The organism is Levyella massiliensis (assembly GCF_000308275.2).
Classification (GTDB): domain Bacteria; phylum Bacillota; class Clostridia; order Tissierellales; family Peptoniphilaceae; genus Murdochiella; species Murdochiella massiliensis_A.
In genome coordinates this window covers 418790-438588 of the sequence record NZ_HG529491.1, presented here as the reverse complement: position 1 = coordinate 438588, position 19799 = coordinate 418790, and the positions used below count along the sequence as shown (strand labels likewise).

The 19799-nt window shown below is 49.5% G+C and carries 17 protein-coding genes and 1 tRNA gene; 12 read left to right on the top strand and 6 right to left on the bottom strand.

Annotated elements, in window-relative coordinates; genetic code table 11:
* The first annotated feature begins 277 nt into the window (after positions 1 to 277).
* Together BN98_RS06910 and BN98_RS06905 are read left to right on the top strand one after the other, a co-directional pair.
* Positions 278 to 1594, top strand: a complete 1317-nt coding sequence (locus tag BN98_RS06910) for an SPFH domain-containing protein (RefSeq protein WP_019190739.1) — start codon at positions 278 to 280, stop codon at positions 1592 to 1594.
* Between the two features lie 19 nt (positions 1595 to 1613).
* Positions 1614 to 1811, top strand: a complete 198-nt coding sequence (locus BN98_RS06905) for a hypothetical protein (RefSeq protein WP_019190738.1) — start codon at positions 1614 to 1616, stop codon at positions 1809 to 1811.
* A 181-nt stretch (positions 1812 to 1992) separates the two neighbouring features.
* On the opposite strand, the gene BN98_RS06900 is transcribed toward BN98_RS06905, so the two are convergent.
* Positions 1993 to 2063 (bottom strand) — tRNA-Gly (locus tag BN98_RS06900).
* A gap of 80 nt (positions 2064 to 2143) precedes the next feature.
* Between BN98_RS06900 and trhA the strand changes: the two genes are divergently transcribed.
* From trhA to BN98_RS06885, 3 genes are all read left to right on the top strand, one after another.
* Positions 2144 to 2866, top strand: coding sequence for a PAQR family membrane homeostasis protein TrhA (trhA, locus tag BN98_RS06895; protein ID WP_019190737.1), 723 nt, complete (start codon positions 2144 to 2146; stop codon positions 2864 to 2866).
* Between the two features lie 84 nt (positions 2867 to 2950).
* On the top strand, positions 2951 to 3484 hold the full coding sequence (locus BN98_RS06890; protein WP_019190736.1) for a cysteine hydrolase family protein: 534 nt from the start codon (positions 2951 to 2953) through the stop codon (positions 3482 to 3484).
* 49 nt (positions 3485 to 3533) lie between these two features.
* The gene (locus BN98_RS06885) at positions 3534 to 4166 is read left to right on the top strand and encodes a hypothetical protein (RefSeq protein ID WP_019190735.1); all 633 of its coding nucleotides are present in this window, start codon (positions 3534 to 3536) and stop codon (positions 4164 to 4166) included.
* A gap of 1113 nt (positions 4167 to 5279) precedes the next feature.
* On the opposite strand, the gene BN98_RS06875 is transcribed toward BN98_RS06885, so the two are convergent.
* The 3 genes from BN98_RS06875 to BN98_RS06865 form a co-directional block, all read right to left on the bottom strand.
* Complete coding sequence (locus BN98_RS06875; protein WP_019190732.1) at positions 5280 to 5792, bottom strand: hypothetical protein; 513 nt, start codon at positions 5790 to 5792, stop codon at positions 5280 to 5282.
* Between the two features lie 210 nt (positions 5793 to 6002).
* Positions 6003 to 7538 carry a Na+/H+ antiporter NhaC gene (gene nhaC / locus BN98_RS06870; RefSeq protein ID WP_019190731.1) on the bottom strand — a complete coding sequence of 512 codons (1536 nt, stop codon included), beginning with the start codon at positions 7536 to 7538 and terminating at the stop codon, positions 6003 to 6005.
* 298 nt (positions 7539 to 7836) lie between these two features.
* The gene (locus BN98_RS06865; RefSeq protein ID WP_019190730.1) at positions 7837 to 9858 is read right to left on the bottom strand and encodes a urocanate hydratase; all 2022 of its coding nucleotides are present in this window, start codon (positions 9856 to 9858) and stop codon (positions 7837 to 7839) included.
* A 402-nt stretch (positions 9859 to 10260) separates the two neighbouring features.
* On the opposite strand from BN98_RS06865, the gene hutI reads away from it, so the two are divergent.
* The 4 genes from hutI (at position 10261) to BN98_RS06845 (ending at position 15174) form a co-directional block, all read left to right on the top strand.
* Positions 10261 to 11523: an imidazolonepropionase gene (gene hutI, locus BN98_RS06860; protein WP_019190728.1), complete on the top strand. Its 1263-nt coding sequence runs from the start codon at positions 10261 to 10263 to the stop codon at positions 11521 to 11523.
* A gap of 354 nt (positions 11524 to 11877) precedes the next feature.
* Positions 11878 to 12771, top strand: coding sequence for a glutamate formimidoyltransferase (gene ftcD / locus BN98_RS06855; RefSeq protein ID WP_019190727.1), 894 nt, complete (start codon positions 11878 to 11880; stop codon positions 12769 to 12771).
* Between the two features lie 3 nt (positions 12772 to 12774).
* Positions 12775 to 14451 (top strand): formate--tetrahydrofolate ligase, encoded by a 1677-nt coding sequence (locus BN98_RS06850; RefSeq protein ID WP_019190726.1) that lies wholly within the window; start codon positions 12775 to 12777, stop codon positions 14449 to 14451.
* A gap of 96 nt (positions 14452 to 14547) precedes the next feature.
* Complete coding sequence (locus BN98_RS06845) at positions 14548 to 15174, top strand: cyclodeaminase/cyclohydrolase family protein (RefSeq protein ID WP_019190725.1); 627 nt, start codon at positions 14548 to 14550, stop codon at positions 15172 to 15174.
* A 128-nt stretch (positions 15175 to 15302) separates the two neighbouring features.
* Here the strand turns inward: BN98_RS06845 and BN98_RS06840 are convergent, their stop codons facing one another.
* Positions 15303 to 15947, bottom strand: a complete 645-nt coding sequence (locus BN98_RS06840) for a DUF5067 domain-containing protein (protein WP_019190724.1) — start codon at positions 15945 to 15947, stop codon at positions 15303 to 15305.
* Positions 15948 to 15979: 32 nt separating this feature from the next.
* On the bottom strand, positions 15980 to 16402 hold the full coding sequence (locus BN98_RS06835) for a hypothetical protein (protein ID WP_019190723.1): 423 nt from the start codon (positions 16400 to 16402) through the stop codon (positions 15980 to 15982).
* Positions 16403 to 16798: 396 nt separating this feature from the next.
* On the opposite strand from BN98_RS06835, the gene BN98_RS08030 reads away from it, so the two are divergent.
* The 3 genes from BN98_RS08030 to BN98_RS06825 are packed head-to-tail and all read left to right on the top strand — an operon-like array spanning position 16799 to position 19795.
* Positions 16799 to 17482 (top strand): type 2 periplasmic-binding domain-containing protein, encoded by a 684-nt coding sequence (locus BN98_RS08030; RefSeq protein WP_019190722.1) that lies wholly within the window; start codon positions 16799 to 16801, stop codon positions 17480 to 17482.
* Between the two features lie 36 nt (positions 17483 to 17518).
* A complete protein-coding gene (locus BN98_RS08025) occupies positions 17519 to 18130 on the top strand; it encodes an extracellular solute-binding protein (protein WP_019190721.1) in 612 nt (203 codons plus the stop codon).
* Between the two features lie 12 nt (positions 18131 to 18142).
* Positions 18143 to 19795 carry a response regulator transcription factor gene (locus BN98_RS06825; protein ID WP_019190720.1) on the top strand — a complete coding sequence of 551 codons (1653 nt, stop codon included), beginning with the start codon at positions 18143 to 18145 and terminating at the stop codon, positions 19793 to 19795.
* The last annotated feature ends 4 nt before the right edge of the window (positions 19796 to 19799 follow it).

Genomic DNA, 19799 nt, shown 5'->3' with positions numbered 1-19799 from the left:
CTTGGCGATGGCGGCGCTAGAGCTGCTTGCTTTTTTTAGTATTTGTTTCGTTATTATACCCTTTAAATATGAGGTTTGCGTGTTGCTAACGATCGTACAGAGGCGATAGTACTTCGTGTAAAAAATAGATTTCCCCGCAGAGTTGGGTATAAGGACGATAGAAGTCGGAAGAAACGTACCGAGCGTTCCGCTCTCGGGGTGACTAGCTTTTCCGATCGTCTAGGGTTGACAGCAGAGGATGTTAGAGCGTACATAGAACCCACCTTAGGAGGTAAGAATGGGCATTATTCGCGCGTTAGCCGGTGCCATCGGCGGCGGTTTGGCCGATCAGTGGCTGGAAGTTTACGAATCGGACTATATGGGGCCGAGCACTATTACAGCACCAGGCGTTATGGTGCGACAGAATGACTCCCGCAATTCGAATCGCAAGGGGACGGCAGATACGATTTCCAACGGCTCGATTATCCAAGTGAAGGAAGGCCAGTTCATGCTGTTAGTCGATGGCGGAAAAGTGATCGACTACTCGGGCGAAGCCGGTTATTTCAAAGTGGATAATTCGTCCATGCCATCGCTGTTCAACGGGGAATTGGGCGATACCGTAAAGGAGACCTTCAATCGTGTGCGTTTTTCAGGTACGACGCCGTACAAACAAACCACGTATTTCCTCAATATGCAGGAAATCCGCGGGCTGAAGTTTGGAACGCCGGCACCGGTCAACTACTTTGATAATTTCTATAACGCGGAGTTATTTCTGCGTGCATACGGTTCCTACACCATTCGCATTACGGATCCGCTGAAATTCTATGTGCAGGTTGCCGATCATGATGCGGATAGCAGCATTGATGTGGCAGATATGAGTGAACAGTATCGCAATGAGTTTTTGACGGCATTCCAAACGGCTCTCAATAAGATGAGTTCCGACGGACAGCGCATTTCCTTCGTCCTCTCGCGTGGCGATGATCTGGCCAAGTACATGCAGGATGTGCTGGATGAGAAGTGGCAGGAATTGCGCGGCTTCCAAGTCGAATCGGTAGCGATTGCTTCGATTTCTTATGATGAAGAGTCGCAGAAGCTCATCAATATGCGTAATCAGGGCGCTATGCTCTCGGATGCCTCCATCCGCGAAGGTTATGTCCAAGGCTCCATTGCTCGCGGACTGGAATCCGCCGGCAGCAACAAAGCCGGTGCGGGCCAGGCCTTCTTCGGCATGGGCGTAGGTATGTCCACGATGGGCAGCGGCTTTGGCACATTCTCGCAAAATAATGCGGAACAAATTCGCCAACAACAGGCACAACAAGCCTCGCAGGCGCAGCCGGCGCCGAATCCCGATGCGGCAGAAAATCACGCAGGAGCGGAGACGGTAATGGCCGGTGTCGCAACGTCAACATGGACTTGCCCGCAATGCGGCATTACTAATACCGGGAAATTCTGCAGTGAATGCGGCACAAAAAAGCCGGATGCATCGCTGAAATGCCCGAAGTGCGGCAAACCGGTAAGTCCCCAATCGCGCTTCTGCCCGGAATGCGGCCAGAAGCTGCAAAGCGAACCTCCGTCCGAAGCGTCGGATGCTAAAACAACCGACGAACAAGAATAGAATTTGAAAGGAGTGCATTTTGAATAACAAAGACATTAACAAGCAGAATGAGGAGGCCATGAAGGCTAATAACGCAGAATTGAACCGTAATGCACGCAATACGGATTTCTACACGGATAACGCCATCAATAACGACAAGCCTCTTGAGGAGCATGACAACCGGGAAAAAGGCAAGGAAAAAACCGATGCCGCTAAAAATCTGAGTGGCCAAGAATAAAAGGAGGGTGAGAAGAAGACAGAAAAATAAAGTAGAGATGAACAAAACAGAAGGGAGGCGGTTGACGTCTCCCTTCTGCTTTGTCGTATGGTTTAGAGCCTCGTATTTTATACAAACGGCTGTGCAAAACTGGCATAATAGAAGGGTACGGGACCGCTTGACCGGTTTCGAGCACAAAAAAAGCGGCTGACGGGAATCGAACCCGCGCATCCGGCTTGGGAAGCCGGTGTTCTACCATTGAACTACAGCCGCAAAGATTGCATTTATGATAACACTTTTTGTGGTGGGGCGCCAGACGGGCGTCCAAGATTCCCTTTTTAGAAAGGATGCCTATGTACTCTGTATCCCCTGACGCATATGAACCGAGGCATGACAAACGTGATTCGATTCATGACGCGCGAGAAGTGATCCTTAACGAATTGCCACGCCTCGATTGGAAGGTGGAACTTCTCAATGCCTTAACCCATGGCATCGGTGTCGTGTTGGGCGTTGTGTTTCTGGTAATGCTTCTCATTACCGAGGTGCACCACCAACGTCCGATCGGTATCGTGGCTTTTGCGATCTATGGCGGTTGCTTTATTTTTCTGTTTTTGGCCAGCACGGTCTACCATTCCGTCCCCGCACCTAAAGTTAAATCCATCTTGCGAATCTTTGACCATGTTGCCATTTTTCTGTTCATCGCCGGCAGCTTCACGCCGCCGATATTGCTCCTGATGACGGGCCTGGAACGCATTCTTCTCCTGAGCGTAATTTGGGTCATTGCTGTAGGCGGGACCGTGTTTAAGGCCGTCACGTTTCGTAGCTACGATCGCCTCAAAGGCGTTTCCACCTTTTTATACATCTGTATGGGCTGGCTGGGCATTTTCCTGGTGCGCCTTCTTCTTACCGAGCGCCCCTGGCCGCTCTTTGCCCTGATTCTTCTCGGCGGCATTCTCTATTCCGTCGGTACAGTCTTTTACCGCATGAAAAAATGGAAATATCACCATGTGATCTGGCACCTGTTCGTGCTGGCAGCCGCCGTGGCTCATTTCATCGGCTATTACTTTTACTTATAGCCGTGGCAATGCCGCCATCCGGCGCTCCACGGTGCAGCGTCTCGCGACAAGTCCATCGCCAAGAACAAAACGGAAAGGAAAACCATGCAAAACATTTTAATTGTGATCGATATGCAAAATGATTTTATCGATGGCGCTTTGGGCTCCAAAGAGGCGCAGGCCATCGTCCCCTACGTCATCGATCGGGTGAAGACGTTTGACGGCACTGTGCTCTTTACGCGCGATACCCATCGCGACAATTACATGGATACGCAAGAGGGCAAATATCTGCCTGTCCCGCATTGTCTCCGCGGCAGCGACGGCTGGCAAATTCAAAAGGATCTGGAAGCGCTGCGCACCACGGAAGCCATTGATAAGATAACTTTTGGAGCAGCATCCCTCCCGGCCATCCTGTCCGATCTCGACGATCACGATCGCATCGCCTCTATCACATTGCTGGGACTGGATACCGATATCTGCGTCATTTCTAATGCCTTACTCATCAAGGCCTTCTTCCCTGAAATTCCTTTGAAGGTAGACGCCCGCGGCTGTGCCGGCGTCACCCCCGCCTCCCATCGCACGGCTCTCGAAGCGATGAAGGCTTGTCAAATCGAAATTTTAAACGAGCGCAATCATTAAAACAGCGATGCACTTTTACGACAGGGAACTTTAGTGACTGGGAGGCATTATGAAAAAAAGTATTTTATGCGTCGTCGCAGCAATGCTCTTGTTAACGGCTTGTTCGTCGTCCTCGAAGAAGGCAGCGCAACAGGCCATGAATGAAAACGCCGCTTCCTATTCGGAAGAAATTCGTGCGTTAAAGGACAAACTGGAAAAACTGGAACAGGAGAATGATACGCTGAAAAAGAGCGCACAAGAAGAGGCTAATGCGATGAACGATTCGGCAAAGCCCGAGAAGCTCCGTCTGGGCGAAACGTGGAAAGTCCCGAGCCTCTTCACCCTCACCATCAATTCCGTCACATCGACAACGAAGCGTAATGAATATGCCGAGAAAAAGCCCGAGCAGGTGGTCATCATTAACTACACCTATGAAAATCTCGGCTTCCAAGGCGACTCGCAAGATCTCTACATCACGCCCGAGCGTGTTGTTGACGCAGAAAAATCCATGGGCTTCTCCTATCCCATCCAGGAAGGCGCCGACCCCATTCCCACGCCCATCGGCGCCAAGATGGAAAACGCCACCTCCGCCCATGGTCTGCTGCACCCCAGCAAGGAAATGGACATTTACTTTTCCGTCTACGAATCCAACGGCAATAAGCACACCGCCGTCTTTCGCGCGCCGATTACGGAAGCAAAGTGATAATAAAGGAGGCGGCCCAACAGGCCGCCCTCCGCTTCTTCACTAACCGCCCGCCGCAGGCGGGCACCTTCTTTTACAAATCGTCGGCCGAAGGCCGACTCCTTACGGCGCCGCAGGCGCCAATATCAATCCGCGCCGCGCAAGCGGCGCTCCTTTTTATGCTCGTTACAACCGTCGGCGACATTTGCTGTCGCCAGTGACTTCTTCTATTGCCAGCGACTTGTTCTATCCCAAGCGACTTTGTTCTATTGCCAGCGACCTCTTCTATCACATACTGCTTCTTGACGTTTTATGGCTGCGCGCCCCATGTTATTTTCAGAAAGTAGAAAAAACATGGGTACTCGCATTTGCACTACCCCATGTTATTTTCAAAATGGCAAAATAACATGGGGCGCCAGGCCTGCCTTTTTGTCGATTTACCCCATGTTATTTTTCAAATCACGAAATAACATGGGGCGTCGGGACTTGTTTTTTGTCGTTTTACCCCATGTTATTTTTAAGAAGTGGAAAAAACATGGGGCGCGCTGGCTGTCGCTACCCCATGTTTTTTTGAAATTCAGGATATAACATGGGGTAAAACAGCGTTTTTAAGAATTCATCGCCCCATGTTATTTTCAAAATAGCGAAATAACATGGGGTAAAACTGCATTTTTGCAGATTCATTGCCCCATGTTATTCATAAAATTGCGAAATAACATGGGGTACTCCGACTATCGATAGCATATCGACCCCCACGCTGCTTGCCGCTGCCGGTGCGGTTGGCAGCGCCTCTTCTCACTTTGCGTTTTCAGTCGCCAATAGTGAATAGAAGGTGTCGGCCCCACGGCCACGGCTTGCCCGGAAGGTGTCAGCCCTCACGGCCCACGGTCTAACACGGACGGCGTCAGCCTCACGACCGGTGGTTTAGCCCAAAGGTGTCGACCTCACGGCCGGCGGTTTAGCCCGACGGTGTCAGCCCGCGGCTGTCGTTTTACCCAGAAGGAAGCCAAAGGCCCGAACGTTTCCGTTCGGGCCTTTGGCTCTGCTTTAATAATTGGCGTCACGCTTTGCGGCGTCTTCATGCCGTTCATAGGCTTACTTTCTCACGGCATGAATGCCGTTTCACGCGACTCTCTATTTTTGTTTAGACTTTGACTTCGCGTATTTCTGTATCGTTTTTTCTTTAAAGGCCGCGCCGTCATAGATCTTCACATCGGGGACGTACTTCTGTGCTAAGCGCAGGATGCGATTGCGCTCGGAGGTTGGAAACAGTGCGCGACGGGTGAGATCGCCCAAGGTGAAATAAAGGATGGTGATCTCCGGATGTTCTTTCAATTTCTCATAGGTGATCGTATCAATTTTTTCCCAAGGCACGATACGATGATTGGTGAAAAGGAGCAGATTGCTCATTTGCTCCAGGCCTTTTCCGGTCACGGCTGCATAGCGTTTGGAAAGAAGTGCGAGCAAAAGAACCAATCCCATGACAAGGGTCAAGCGATAGGGTGTGAAGATGCCTAAGCCAATACAAAAGAAAATAAGCACAAACGCGTAGGGTTGCACCCATTTTTTAAAAAAGCGCTTTTGCTCCATTTCAATGGCTTCGTGATCGTTTTTCCAAGGGCGTTCTTTTTCGAATAATGACTTCATCGCTATCTTTCTAAGGTTCAGAGTCTGTGTGTCCCTGAGGTTCCAAACCACGGTTTCCTGTGTGGTGTTTGGCATCGGGGCAAGGCACAGTGCCTTTGTTCTGCTTCCATCCGTCAAGCGCTCTTATTGTACCACAGCGGGTACGGCGGCTTTAAAAAAATGGGAAGGTGCTCCGCGGAGCACCTTCCCAGAGTTTGCTACTAGCGTGTATTAGCTGATGCGCGGTGCTTTGCCGGCCTGGCGCAGTTCTTCCAGAGCCTTCAAAGCCTTTGCATGTTCTTCTTCCGGAGCTTCCGCTACCTTACCCTGACGGGTTTTACCAAATACGTTGGTGTAGGCACCGTCGGCCCAGAAGATGTTGCGTTTGAATAATGCTGTAACCACAGCGTAGACCGGGTTCAGCAGGTTAACAAACGCATACGGGAAGTAGTAGAGCGGGTTGACACCCAAGGTCTTGAATTGGTAAGCGCCGCAAGCAGTCCACGGGAACATAACGGCCCACAGGGTACCGGCATCTTCCAAAGTACGGGAAAGCATGTTGCGGGCAAGACCCATTTCATCGTATTTATCAGCGTACAGCGGAGCCGGAACGCCAATGCCCAAGAACTGGTCGCACATAGCGGCGTCGCAGAAGATGGAGGTCAGCATGGTAGTCAGGATCAGACCCGGCACCGAGTGAATTCTTCTCTTCAGGTTGCCGAACAGACGCTCGACGATACCGCAGCGCTCAAGGGCGCCACCGAAGGAAACGGCGAGGATGATCAAGTTGATCGTCCACATCTGGTTATTCATACCGCCTTTTGCCAAGGCTTTGTCCAAGAATTCGTTGCCCGTTTCAACAGTCGGACCATAGTGCAGGATGGCGAAGATGTCTGCCAGGCTGTGGCCGCCTTGGAAAATCAGAGCAAAGATAACACCGGTGAAAACCGAAACCAGAACGCCCGGCAGTCCCGGAACACGCAGTAAGCACATGGCAATAACCACGAGGATCGGAAGCAATACCAGCGGGTTCGTGTTGAAGTGCGTATAGATCGCTTCACGAATGCCATCCGCGATAGCCGGATTGTAGCCGGCGGTCGAACCGGAAGCAAAACCGATGATGGTGTACAGAATCAAGGAGATAACAAAGACCGGAGCCGTCGTAGATACCATGGCGGTCACGTGGTCAAACAAACCGGTTTCCGAAACACCGGCAGCCAAGTTCGTCGCATCGGACAACGGGGAGAACTTATCGCCGACATAAGCGCCGGAGATAACCATACCGGCGGTGATTGCCGGGTTCATGCCCAAGCCTTCACCGATGGTCATGAAAGCAATACCGATGGTGGCAGTAGCTGTCCAAGAGGAACCGCAAGCCAAACCGACGATAGCAACCAGAATGCAGCCTACCGGGAGGAAGAACTGCGGGGTCAATAATTTCAGTCCATAATAAATTACGGCCGGAATAGTACCGGACATCATGAAGGAAGAAACCAAAAGACCAACAGTAAACAGAATCAAAATAGCTTCCAAGGTTGCGTTAATACGATCAATAATGCCGTCCAGCATATCCTGGAAAGAGTGGCCACACAAAAAGCCAATCCCACATGTTACGATCAATGCGATGATCAGTGGCATATGCGCGCCGTCATAAGCTCCATCGCTAAATCCGAAGACGTAGACCATGAGAGCAATCATGACAAGAATGGGGATAATTGCCTCGAAAATACTGGGCAATCTAACTTCCCGTTTGTTTTGGGTGCTCATAAGCAATCCTTTCTTGCCCCACGTTGGGGTGGTTTTCTCGTTTGGCAATATTCACTGCCGATGAGAAAAGGAGAAACGATGATCCGGCAAGGTTCGAAAGGAACCTTACACTTACAAGTGCTTCTGTGAACGTTTTCCGATTAACACAGCAGCACCCGCTGCTGAGGCAACACCGCTACGGGTAGCGGTGTGCAGGTGCCCCGCAAAATGCGGGGCTTCTGCAAACCTTCTTTGTTTGTAACAGTATCTCAAATTTTTGCTATATCGGCTACCCCGACATGGCAGAAACCGTTGACCGTTAGAAAAGTTTAGAAACGGCGTTCTTTACCTGTTCCTCATCCGCCAGATACGGAATGGTGATGTGGGCATCCGGATGTTTCTTATTGAAGGCCACAGCCACTTCCATAGCGTGTTCATTGCGTGCCCAGTTACGACGCGCTACGCCGCCGATAACATCCCAGGACAGAGACAGGCGAATGATTTCATCCACGCGCTCAGAGCCATCCAGCACAAGGCCAAATCCGCCGTTGACCGCTTTACCGATACCAACGCCACCGCCGTTATGCAGAGCGATAAGGCTCATGCCGCGTGCTGCGTTTCCGGCGTAGGTCTGTACCGCCATGTCAGCGCAAACCTTCGAACCATCGTAGATGTTCGAGGTCTCACGGAACGGAGAGTCCGTACCGGATACGTCGTGATGGTCACGGCCGATCATGACAGGACCGATCTTGCCTTCACGTACCAGCTTGTTGAAGGCCAAAGCGATGTTGACACGGCCCTCTTCATCCTGGTAGAGGATACGTGCTTGGGTACCAACGACCAGCTTGTTCTCCTCTGCGTCGCGGATCCAGTTGTAGTTGTCGCGATCCTGGTAGCGACGGTTCGGATCGATTGCATCCATCGCAGCATGGTCGGTGGCTACCAAGTCTTCATGTTTGCCGGAGAGGCATACCCAGCGGAAAGGACCATAACCGTAGTCAAACAACAGCGGTCCCATAATGTCTTCTACATAGCTCGGCCAGATGAAGCCTTCCTTATCATCCACACCGTTCTTGGAGATTTCTTTGACGCCGGAATCGTAAATGGCTTTCATGAACGAGTTGCCGTAGTCGAAGAAGTAGGTGCCCTTTTCGGTGAGCTTTTTGATGATGGCAAAGTGACGTGCCAGCGTTTTGTCGACCAGTTTGATGAAGCCATCATGATCTTCCGCCAACATGCGCGTGCGCTCTTCAAAGGAAATGCCTACCGGGCAGTAACCGCCGTCATACACATTGTGGCAGGAGGTCTGGTCGGAGAGCAGGTCGATATGCACGTTGTTTTCGTACATGTATTCCAACAGATCGACGATGTTGCCGTGGTAAGCGATGGACATGGCTTCCTTCTTTTCGAGGGATTCCTTTGCCATCTTGACGGCTTCTTCCGGCGTTTCTGCCAGCTTGGAGATCCAGCCCTGTTCCAGACGTGTCTCAATGCGGCTGATGTCTACTTCAGCGACGATGCCGACTGCATGTGCGATCTCGGCCGCTTTACCTTGTGCACCGCTCATGCCGCCCAAACCGGACGTAACAAACAGTTTGCCGGACAGATCGTCTTCTGCGCTCAGGCCCAGTTTCAAACGACCTGCGTTCAGGATCGTATTGAAGGTACCATGGACGATACCCTGAGGTCCGATGTACATCCAGCCACCGGCCGTCATCTGGCCGTAGTTGGTGACGCCCATCTCTTCCGCAATTTCCCAGTCTTCATGGTTGTCGTATTCGCCGATCAAGAGACCGTTCGTGATGACCACACGCGGAGAATTCTTGCGGGATTTGAAGAGACCCAGCGGATGACCTGATTCCATAACCAAGGTTGTTTCATCCGTTAAGTTTTCGAGGTATTTCTTAATCAGGCGATACTGCATCCAGTCATGGCAGACCGAACCGGTTTCACCATAAGTAACTAATTCATAAGGATACAAAGCTACTTCAAAGTCCAGGTTGTTGTCGATCATGACCTGGAAGGCTTTGCCCTCCATGCATTTGCCCTTATATTCATCAATGGGCTTGCCATAGATGCGACCTTCCGGACGGAAGCGATAGCCGTAGATGCGGCCGCGGGTCTTTAATTCTTCGAGAAATTCCGGAATCAACTGTTCATGGAATTTCTCCGGGATGTAGCGCAGTGCGTTCTTCAGCGCAATTTCGGTTTGAGACTGCGTCAGACGAAAGCCGCGGTCCGGGGCACGACGAATGCCTTCTTGGAACTTCGGCATTTCCGGAAGCTCATCCATCTCCAGACGGATGGTCATGGCCTCCTTAATCTCATCATTTTTTAACATAATTTCCTCCTTCATAGGAATCCGTGGGAACAAAATGGACAAAATCCTAACACGAAATGGTTTTCATTTGTCGATACGTTCATCCTAACGGTGTCTCGTCTTTGTAGAGTCTATGAGAATGATATAATTTTGTCGTAGCGTCTAATGCGATGCATAAGCGGGATCTTTGCTTAAGTTGTCTCACCTTTGACGCCATATGGAGAGACTAAAGAAGATGGAAAATGGGTATGACTTGGGTGTGTGGAGCGTGGCGAATTTTCGGGAAAACGGGAAAACGGAATCCCAAGGCCGATCGGCGCCTTCAAAAAATTGACGGCTTGCTTCGGATAGAAACGCCTCTTATGCGTTTTCGCTCCGCTTCGGATGACGCCTACTCAGCAATAAAAGAATAGAGGAGGAACTATGGCAGCAACACTGGTACTGACACATTTTAACGAGCTCTTCGTCCCGAACGATCCGGGACACCCTCTGCGGGGCAAGGAGATGAATAAAGGCACCATATTAAAGGATGCCTATGTTGCCTTTGACGGTGACAAGATTCTGGCCATCGGTGAAGGCGATGTTCCGAAGTCCCTGATAGATGCCAATACGAAAGTGGAAGAGCGTCGCGGCATGGTGGCAACGCCGGGTCTCATCGATGCGCACACGCATCTGGTCTATGGCGGTAGCCGTGAGCATGAATTTTCCAAAAAGCTCAATGGTATGAGCTATCTGGACATCCTGGCAGAAGGCGGCGGCATTCTTTCGACGCTGAAGGCAACCCGCGCTGCGTCGTTTGAGACGCTCTATGATAAAACGCATGATTTGCTGGAACAGATGATGATTCATGGCGTGACCACCGTGGAAGCAAAAAGTGGATATGGTTTGAATTGGGAGACGGAAAAACGTCAATTGGAAGTGGCAAAAAAATTAAATGAAGATTTGCCCATTGATCTCGTTTCGACCTTTATGGCGGCACACGTGATTCCGCCCGAATACAAAGAGAACCCGGATCCGCTGATTGATGAGATCATCAAGATGCTGCCGAAGGTAAAAGAGGAAAAACTGGCCGAATTCGTGGATGTCTTCTGCGATGCTGGCGTTTATACGGCAGCACAGTCCAAACGCCTCCTGGAAGCGGCAAAAAAAGAAGGCTTCTCTTTGCGCATTCATGCCGATGAAATTGAATCCATCGGTGGTTCTGCAGTTGCTGCGGAATTGGGCGCTACCAGCGCCGAGCATCTGATGGTTATTACCGATGAAGACATCCAAAAGCTGGCGGATGCGCACGTGATTGGCAATTTACTTCCGGGTACCACCTTCTCTCTGATGGAAGACACCTATGCGCCGGCACGCAAGATGCTGGATGCGGGCATGGCTATTACGATTACGACCGACTCCAACCCGGGCTCCTGCCCCATGGCCAATTTGCAATTTATCATGCAGCTGGGTTGCCTGTACCTGCATATGACACCGATCGAAGTGTTCAATGCGGTCACCATCAACGCCGCGTATTCGGTACATCGCAATGAAACCGTCGGTTCCCTGGATCAGGGCAAAAAAGCGGATTTAACCGTATTCAAGGCGCCAAACTTAGATTATCTGCTGTACTATTTCGCGACGAACCACGCCGTAGAAGTATATAAGAACGGAAAATTGATCGTGAAGGATCGTCAATTGGTCTAAGCGTCATCGTAAGCGGATTGTTGTCGACAACAATCCGCTTTTTCAGCCGATGCGAAAGTATCGTTATGTGTCAAGACCGCGCAAACGGCGTTTTTCAGGCTTTTCATAAAAAAGAAAAAAAACGTCGAAATATTTCGAGAATCTTAAATCATTTTGACGTTTAGTAGATTTTATGGTCTTATGATGATGCCGACATCGGGTGGCGATTTGTGTGAACGACAATCGCTCTCATTGCCACGAATACCCGATTTAAAAGACGTCAAAGGATCGTCAAATGGCATAGACGATTCCCTCTGTAAGAAGCATGATGTAGCTGTAGTATGGAACGTCGAACAAAACTATTAAGGAGGAACTATGAAACGTGTAATGTGTATCCCGAATTATTCGGAAGGACGCGACCTGGAAAAGGTTGAGAAAATTGCCGATTGCTTCCGTGCCAAGGAAGGCCTGAAGCTCGTCGATTACCAGCCGGACAAAGATCATAACCGTACGGTTGTGGAAGTCATTGGTGAACCGAAAGCGGTTATGGATGCCGTGATCGCCTCCGTCAAAGTCGCACAGGAAGTCATTGATATGACCAAACACAGCGGTGGTCATCCGCGCATGGGTGCTGTAGACGTTGTGCCGTTCATTCCTATCACGGAATGCACCACGGAAGAATGCGTTGAATACGCCAAAGAAGTCGGCAAGGCCATCGGCGAACTGGGCATCCCGGTTTATCTGTACGAAGATGCAGCTACGAAGCCGGAGCGCAAGAACTTGGCTAAAGTCCGTAAGGGCCAGTACGAAGGCTTCTTCGAGAAGATCAAAGAAGACGGCTGGGAACCGGATTTCGGTCCGCGTGAAATGAACGCGAAGAGCGGCTGCACAGCTGTTGGTGCTCGTTTCCACCTGGTTGCTTTCAACGTCAACCTGAACACGGATAAGGTAGAAATTGCTGAAGCCATTGCGAAGAAGATCCGTCACATCGGTGGTGGTCTGCGCTTTGTAAAAGCCATCGGTCTTCCGCTCGAAGAACGTCATCAGACTCAGGTTTCCATGAACTTGGTTAACTTCGAGAAGACACGCATTTACCAGGCTCTGGAAATGGTGAAGTCCGAAGCTCGTCGCTACGGCGTTTCCGTCTATGGTACGGAAATCATTGGTATGGTTCCCCTGCAAGCGCTGGTTGACTCGGCTGCTTACTACATGCAAGTGGAGAACTTCCGCGCCGATCAAATCATTGAAACCCTGTTAATTGAGGAGTAAGTCATGGCCGAAGTAAAAACGGATATTGAAATTGCAAATTCTGTCGAAATGAAGCCAATCGTCGAAGTTGCCAAGACCGTAGGTCTGGAAGAAGACGATCTGGAACTGTACGGAAAATATAAAGCCAAGATTTCGCACGATGCCATTCAGCGTCTGTCCAAGAATAAAGACGGTAAGCTGATCCTGGTGACGGCTATCACCCCGACACCGGCCGGCGAAGGCAAATCCACCTGCTCCATCGGTTTGACGATGGGTCTGAATAAGATCGGTAGGAAATCGGTTGTTGCTCTGCGTGAGCCCTCCTTGGGACCTGTTTTTGGTGTCAAGGGCGGTGCTGCCGGCGGCGGTTATGCACAGGTTGTTCCGATGGAAGACATCAACCTGCATTTCACCGGCGACCTGCACGCCATGACGGCTGCCAACAACCTGCTGTCTGCTTTGATTGATAACCATCTGCAGCAGGGCAATGCACTGAATATCGATGAACGCCGCATCGTTTGGAAGCGCGTTTTGGATATGAACGACCGCTCCCTGCGCAATGTTGTCATCGGTTTGGGCGGCAAAGCTGCCGGTGTGCCGCGTGAAGATCATTTCATGATCACCGTGGCTTCCGAAGTTATGGCTGCTCTGTGCTTGGCTTCCGGTCTGGAAGATCTGAAGGCTCGTCTGGCCAGAATGATCGTGGCTTACAACAAAGAAGGCAACCCGGTAACGGCTGGTGATCTGAATGCCCAGGGTGCTATGGCAATGTTGCTCTCCGATGCGATCAAGCCGAACCTGGTACAGACGCTTGAGCATACGCCGGCTCTGATCCACGGCGGTCCGTTCGCGAATATCGCACACGGCTGCAACTCCCTCATTGCTACGAAGTTGGGCCTGAAAATGTCCGATTACCTCGTCACGGAGGCAGGCTTCGGTGCTGACTTGGGTGCTGAGAAGTTCTTTGATATCAAATGCCGTTTGGGCGGCCTGAAACCGGATGCGGTTGTCATCGTTGCTACGATCCGTGCGCTGAAGATGCACGGCGGCATGGACAAAAAGGAACTGAAGGAAGAGAATGTGGAAGCTTTGAAGGCCGGTTTTGCCAACTTGGCACGCCACATTAAGAACATGAAGGGCTTTGGTCTGCCGGTCGTTGTTGCTATCAACCGCTTTGCCTTTGATACGGAAGCTGAAATTAAGGCCCTGACTGAGCTGTGCAACGAGCACGGTGTTGAACTCTCCCTGGCTGATGGCTGGGCAAAGGGCGGCGAAGGCATGAAAGACTTGGCCGAAAAAGTGGTTAAAGCTGCCGATGAGAAGAATGATTTCCATTATCTCTATGATACGGAAGCCTCCATCCCCGAGAAATTGAACACCATCGTTAAGGATTACTACGGCGGTGCAAAAGTCACCATCACGGCTGCTGCCAAGAAGCAGATCAAGACCCTCGAGAAGTTGGGCTTGGATAAGATGCCGATCTGCATGGCTAAGACACAGTTCTCCTTCTCGGATGACAAGAACGCCGTTGGCGCTCCGGAAGGATTCGAAATTACGGTTCAGAACGTTCGCGTATCGAACGGCGCCGGATTCGTCGTTTGCGAAACCGGTAACATCATGGTTATGCCGGGTCTGCCGAAAGTACCGGCTGCCGAAAAGATGGATGTTGACGAACTGGGCAACATGAAGGGTCTGTTCTAAACGAATCGATAACGTCTGCGGCGTCTGCCTCGGCGGAAAGCGAGAAAACCACCGAGGCATTTGTCCGCATCGGCTACGACAGAAAAAGGAGAAACTATGTTAAAGGATTTAACCGTTACCGGTTTTATTGAAGAATTGGCTTCGGATTCTGCCGCTCCTGGCGGCGGCTCCATTGCTGCTCTCTCGGCTGCGCAGACTGCCGGATTATTTGCCATGGTCTGTGAACTGACCATTGCGAATAAGAAATACGCAGATGCTAAGGACGAGATGGCAGGATATATCCCGGAACTGAAGGAATACGAGAAATTCTTCATCGATGCGATTGATCGTGATGCTAATTCGTTCAATGGCGTAATGGCAGCATTCAAAATGCCGAAAGAAACGGCTGAAGAAAAAGCCGCTCGTAGTGCAGCGATTCAAAAAGAATACAAGAATGCGGCGAATGTGCCTTTCACCACCGGCATTCAGGCCATGGAGCTCATCAAGTATGCCGAACCGCTGATCGTCCGCGGTAACCAGAACGCCATCACGGATGTTGGTGCCGGATTGCATTGCCTGCGCGCCGCCGTCATCGTGGCCTTCTACAACGTCAAGATCAACTTAGGTTCGATCAAAGATGAAGCCTACGTGGCTGAGAAGCTTCACGAAATGGACGAGGCGTTAAAAGATCTGGATGCGAAGATTTCTGCCTGCATCGCAAAAGTCGAAGCGGCGCTGGAATAATCGTCACGGATTCGATACTTCTTATCCGTTTAGAGAAAAAAGAACCACCCTCATTTCTAGTCAATGAGGGTGGTTCTTTCGTTCTGCGCGAATTTCGCGCTTCGTAAAACGGTCAGCATCGCGATCGTTTATTTTGGAATGTCCAGAGCATCTACGGTAACAGGCTCCAGGCCTTCAATGGGCATGTCGAACTCAAATCTATCGTTTTCTGTTAAACCGCTGATGATCGCCTTGACGGGTGTCTTCATGTCTTTGATCTTATAGCAGAGGAAGAAGGTCCCCGTCTTCCCCGGTTCGACTTTTTTAAATTCAAAATCGCTCAGCGTAGTGATATCGTCTTTTCCACCGTAATTAATACTGCCCGTGTCAACCAATTCCTCTTCGCCCTGCTTGAAATGATAGAAGAAAAGGAATAATGACGAGAGTGCTTCTTTCTCATTGTTGGTAAATTTCCAAGTCATGACAAAGTTAGTATCTCCCGCAATATCCTTTATCAGGCAATACGAAGCCAGCTCAAAAACATTGCCATCCAGAGTGTACTTTTTATTGACTGCCGTAACCTTTGCGCCGCCGGCATTGCTCTTCGGTTCTTTTCCTTTTTCTTCCGTATTTTCTTGCGCCTCTGAAGCCTTACTTTCGGTCGGCGCTGCCGCCGACCCACTATCGGTTTGATCTTTCTTCCCTTTTCCACAGCCGACGAAAAGCGGAAGGAAAAGAGCGAAAACGAGCAACATGGCCACTGTAGATTTAATCATTTTCCGATTCTTTTTCATTGTGTGCCTCCTTCGCCAGTTATGTATCTTTTTTACTTGCTAAGCGACATCTTCTTCACTTGGCTCGCGCCGACGATATACGCCACCGGCAAGATTAAGCCGATAATAATGGAGATGAAGTCAAACTGATTTCCTGCCTTCATATTGAGGATTTGACCAACAATCGTGAGTATGACAACAAGCACGCCTAAAATGATGCATGTACCGGATTTTTCCGGTTTTTTGCAGGCGCTTACGCCGATAATGCCGGCGATCAAGCTAATAACACCGCTTGCCAGGGCTAATCCGGCAACCGCATACAGTAAGCCCAGAGGGATCTCCCCGCCGAATACGGCATGGAGTGCACCGACGCCGAGAAGGGAAACGATGCCCAAAATGGTGGCAATCGCTCCACCGATGATCAACAAAATACTGCTTATCTTTAACATTTTGATCCCATTGTTATTGTTTTCCATATACTTCTCCTTTCGTTTTGTTATTCTTCCTTTTGTTCATTGCTAGAGGTCGATTGTTTCTGCCATTGGGCGAATTGACGAAATTCATACGGCATGATACATTTGCTTCGAAAGAGGACGGACTCTGTTTGTTGCCGGCGAAAACAGAATTCTTATGTACGGATCCTCTCCGGTTATGGAAGCATCGCCCTCCGATTGTGGCCTTAAGAGTAACTTTTCTCTCTCCTAAGTTGCTCTTCTACTAACAGAATACAAATTGGCAAAATTTTGAAACCGTCAATATTGCTCAGATCAATAGGAAATGACGAAAATATTATTTTTTATTTTTATGATTTCGTCGTTTTGACGGCAAAACCGATAGGTTTTCAATGGCAACATATCGCATAGGAGGTCCCAATGAAAAAATCGTACTCGTTCTTGCCGTTCTTCCTGTTACTATTGCTACTGGTCTTTACCGGTTGCGCAAAAAACACGGCATTAGATCCGCAACACCCGGTTACCTTAACCATGTGGCACGTTTACGGCGAACAGGTGGATTCGCCGATGAATCGCTTGGTCGAAGAATTTAATCAGACGACCGGTCGGGACAAAGGCATTCTCGTGAATGTCACGCTCCTATCCAATGCCACCGTAATCGGCGATAAACTCCTGCAAGCACAAGCGAACGCTCCGGGTGTTCCCGAGATGCCTGACTTATTTTTTTGTCATCTCACCAATGCCGAAAAGCTGGGTGCCGATACCTTACTGGATTGGAAAAAACAATTCCCCGAAGAAGAACTAAATCAATTCGTTCCCGCTTTTGTTGAAGATGGGATCATCGGCGAAAGATTGTCCATATTGCCAGTCTCCAAATCAACGTTTATGCTCTATCTGGCCGGTGCGCCCTTTGCACGATTTTCCGCCGCGACCGGCGTTCGCAAAGAAGATTTGTCTACCTGGGAAGGCTTTTTTGACGTTGCCGAAAAATATTACACGTGGTCCGGTGGAAAACCTTTTTGTGCCTTGGATTATCTGCTTCGCTGCGTAGATCTGGATGCGATGGAAAAGGGGGCAAGCAATTTCTATACCGATGAGGGCTGATACGATCCCAACAATGCCCAATTCAAAGCATCGTTCATGCCTTTTGCCCGTGCGCTTTCCAAAGGTCACATTGTGGTTTCCGATCTGTACTCCAATACGCAGGTCATGACCGGTGAAGTCATTGCCGGAATCGGCTCAACCGCATCCATCCTGTATTACAACGATGCCATTACCTATCCGGACGGCAAGTCGGAGCCCATGGATTTGCAGGTGCTTCCCCTACCGAAAGCGGCAGGGAAAGAATTTCTGGTAACACAAGCCGGTGTGGGGCTCTGTGCGCGGAAAACGACCGAGCAGAAAGCCGAAGCGGCCACCGTTTTCGCCAAATGGCTGACGGAAGCAGACCGCAACCTGAACTTCTGTGTGGAAACCGGCTATATGCCTGTTCGAAAAGACGCGTTTGCTAARATCAAAGATCATACGTTCCGCTCCAAGGGATACGAAAATCTCTATCATTCATTGGAAACGGTGAACAAAACGGCAAGGGCGGTTCATGAGTCCACCAATGTCCAGTACTTCGACAATGTGCATGTGTTTTATGATGCATTGAGAAAGAAACAAGCGGGACTTGCCGGAAAAATTCACACGGAAGAAGAAGCACAAAAACGAGCGGAAGAAATCTGGGCGTTGTTCTGCGCCATCCGGTAATTGAGGCATACGATGGTCAATTTATCTTCACTGAATCTACGCAAGCACAGCTTGCAGCGTCGACTTTTCTTGACCATGCTGGTTCTTTCCATGCTGCTGTTGGGTCTGTTTTTTGTGGGCATGCATTTTGTTTTAGGCTATACCGACACCAAGCAACGAATGGTTAGGAATCTTGACTTTCAATTGGATATCTTTGCGCGCGAAACAACCTCTTATTACCGAGGCTTAGCAACAATGAGCATTCTTCTCTCGAGGGAATCCGGCGGTATCGTGGAAAATTACCTTGCGGAAAATCACCTTGCAATTGATGATCTGAATCACTCCCAAGAGCGTCTCATGGACATCCAGAAACGACTGATTGATCCGCTTCGCCATAAACTCTTTGAGGCGAATTGTACCGGTGCCTTTCTGATGCTGCAGGCAACGGTAGACACGAAAAGTAATCATGCGGATTCTTCCCGTACCGGGCTCTATCTCCAGCGAGGGACGCTGGATGCCTCGGATCATAATGTTCTTCTCTATCGCGGCTTCTCCTCTATTGGTAGAAAAAAGGGCTATATGCCGCATAGAAAATGGCGGCTGGAATTTGATACCGATTTATTTCCGAACTATACCGATCTTTTACAACATGCTATAGCGCCCTTGACCACGAATTTTTGTACCACCGACATTTTTACCTTACCGGGTACATCCGAAAAAGCCATGTTAATGGTGGTTCCTTTGCTCGGCTCGCATGGAGAAGTTTATGGAATCTGTGGTTTGGAAGTGAATCAAAGCTATTTTAAGCAGACCTTTGCACAACCCTCGCCTCTGAACCGCGCCACTTTTTGTCTCAGCAAAGGCAATCGACAATTTACCGATGCGAAGGATTGTTTCAATGCCGGCATCACCAGTGGATATTATTCGGCACCTTTAGGCACCTTTACAAAGAAGGCCTTCGGACAAGGTCTCTCTCTATACGAAAACACGGCGTCGACTGCATATATCGGCGCAACGAAGGAAATCACGATTTTCCCAAAAAATGCCGATTTTTCGCTGCACGTTCTCATTCCGAAACAGGACTACGACTATCTTGCCTTGCAAAATATGTTTCGCGTGGTTTCGTTAATTTTAATAGTTTTGCTGTTGGCGGCCGCACTTTGTATTTATTTCAGCACGGCCTATCTCATTCCGCTGAAAAAAAGCATTCAAAAGATACAGCAGAAAACCTATATGGCAACCGACTCATCCATTACCGAAATCGATGATCTTTTCGTGTTTTTGGATGAAGAAAATCGTGCCAATGAGGCGCTGCTTGAAAACATGGAGCAGGAAAAACAGCATGCTGAAAAAGCACTTCATGAAATGCAGGAAGAGTACGATAAAATTACACAGAAAATTGAACGCCTGTCGTATTCCCGCAAAAATGAAATTGATCCGGACGACTATGAAAACTTTAAAATTGGTTTCAAGTTGTTAACCAAAAGAGAAAAAGAAATTCTTCAGCTCTACATGGATGGAAAAGGCGTCAAAGAAATTATGAAAGAAGCGGATTTAAAAGAATCCACCGTGCGCTTTCATAACCGCAATATTTACAGCAAACTCGGCGTGCATTCCCAAAAACAGCTTCTTCGTTGCATTGCGATTCTCGAACAGGAGGAACAAAAAAATACACCAAAAGCCTGAAGTC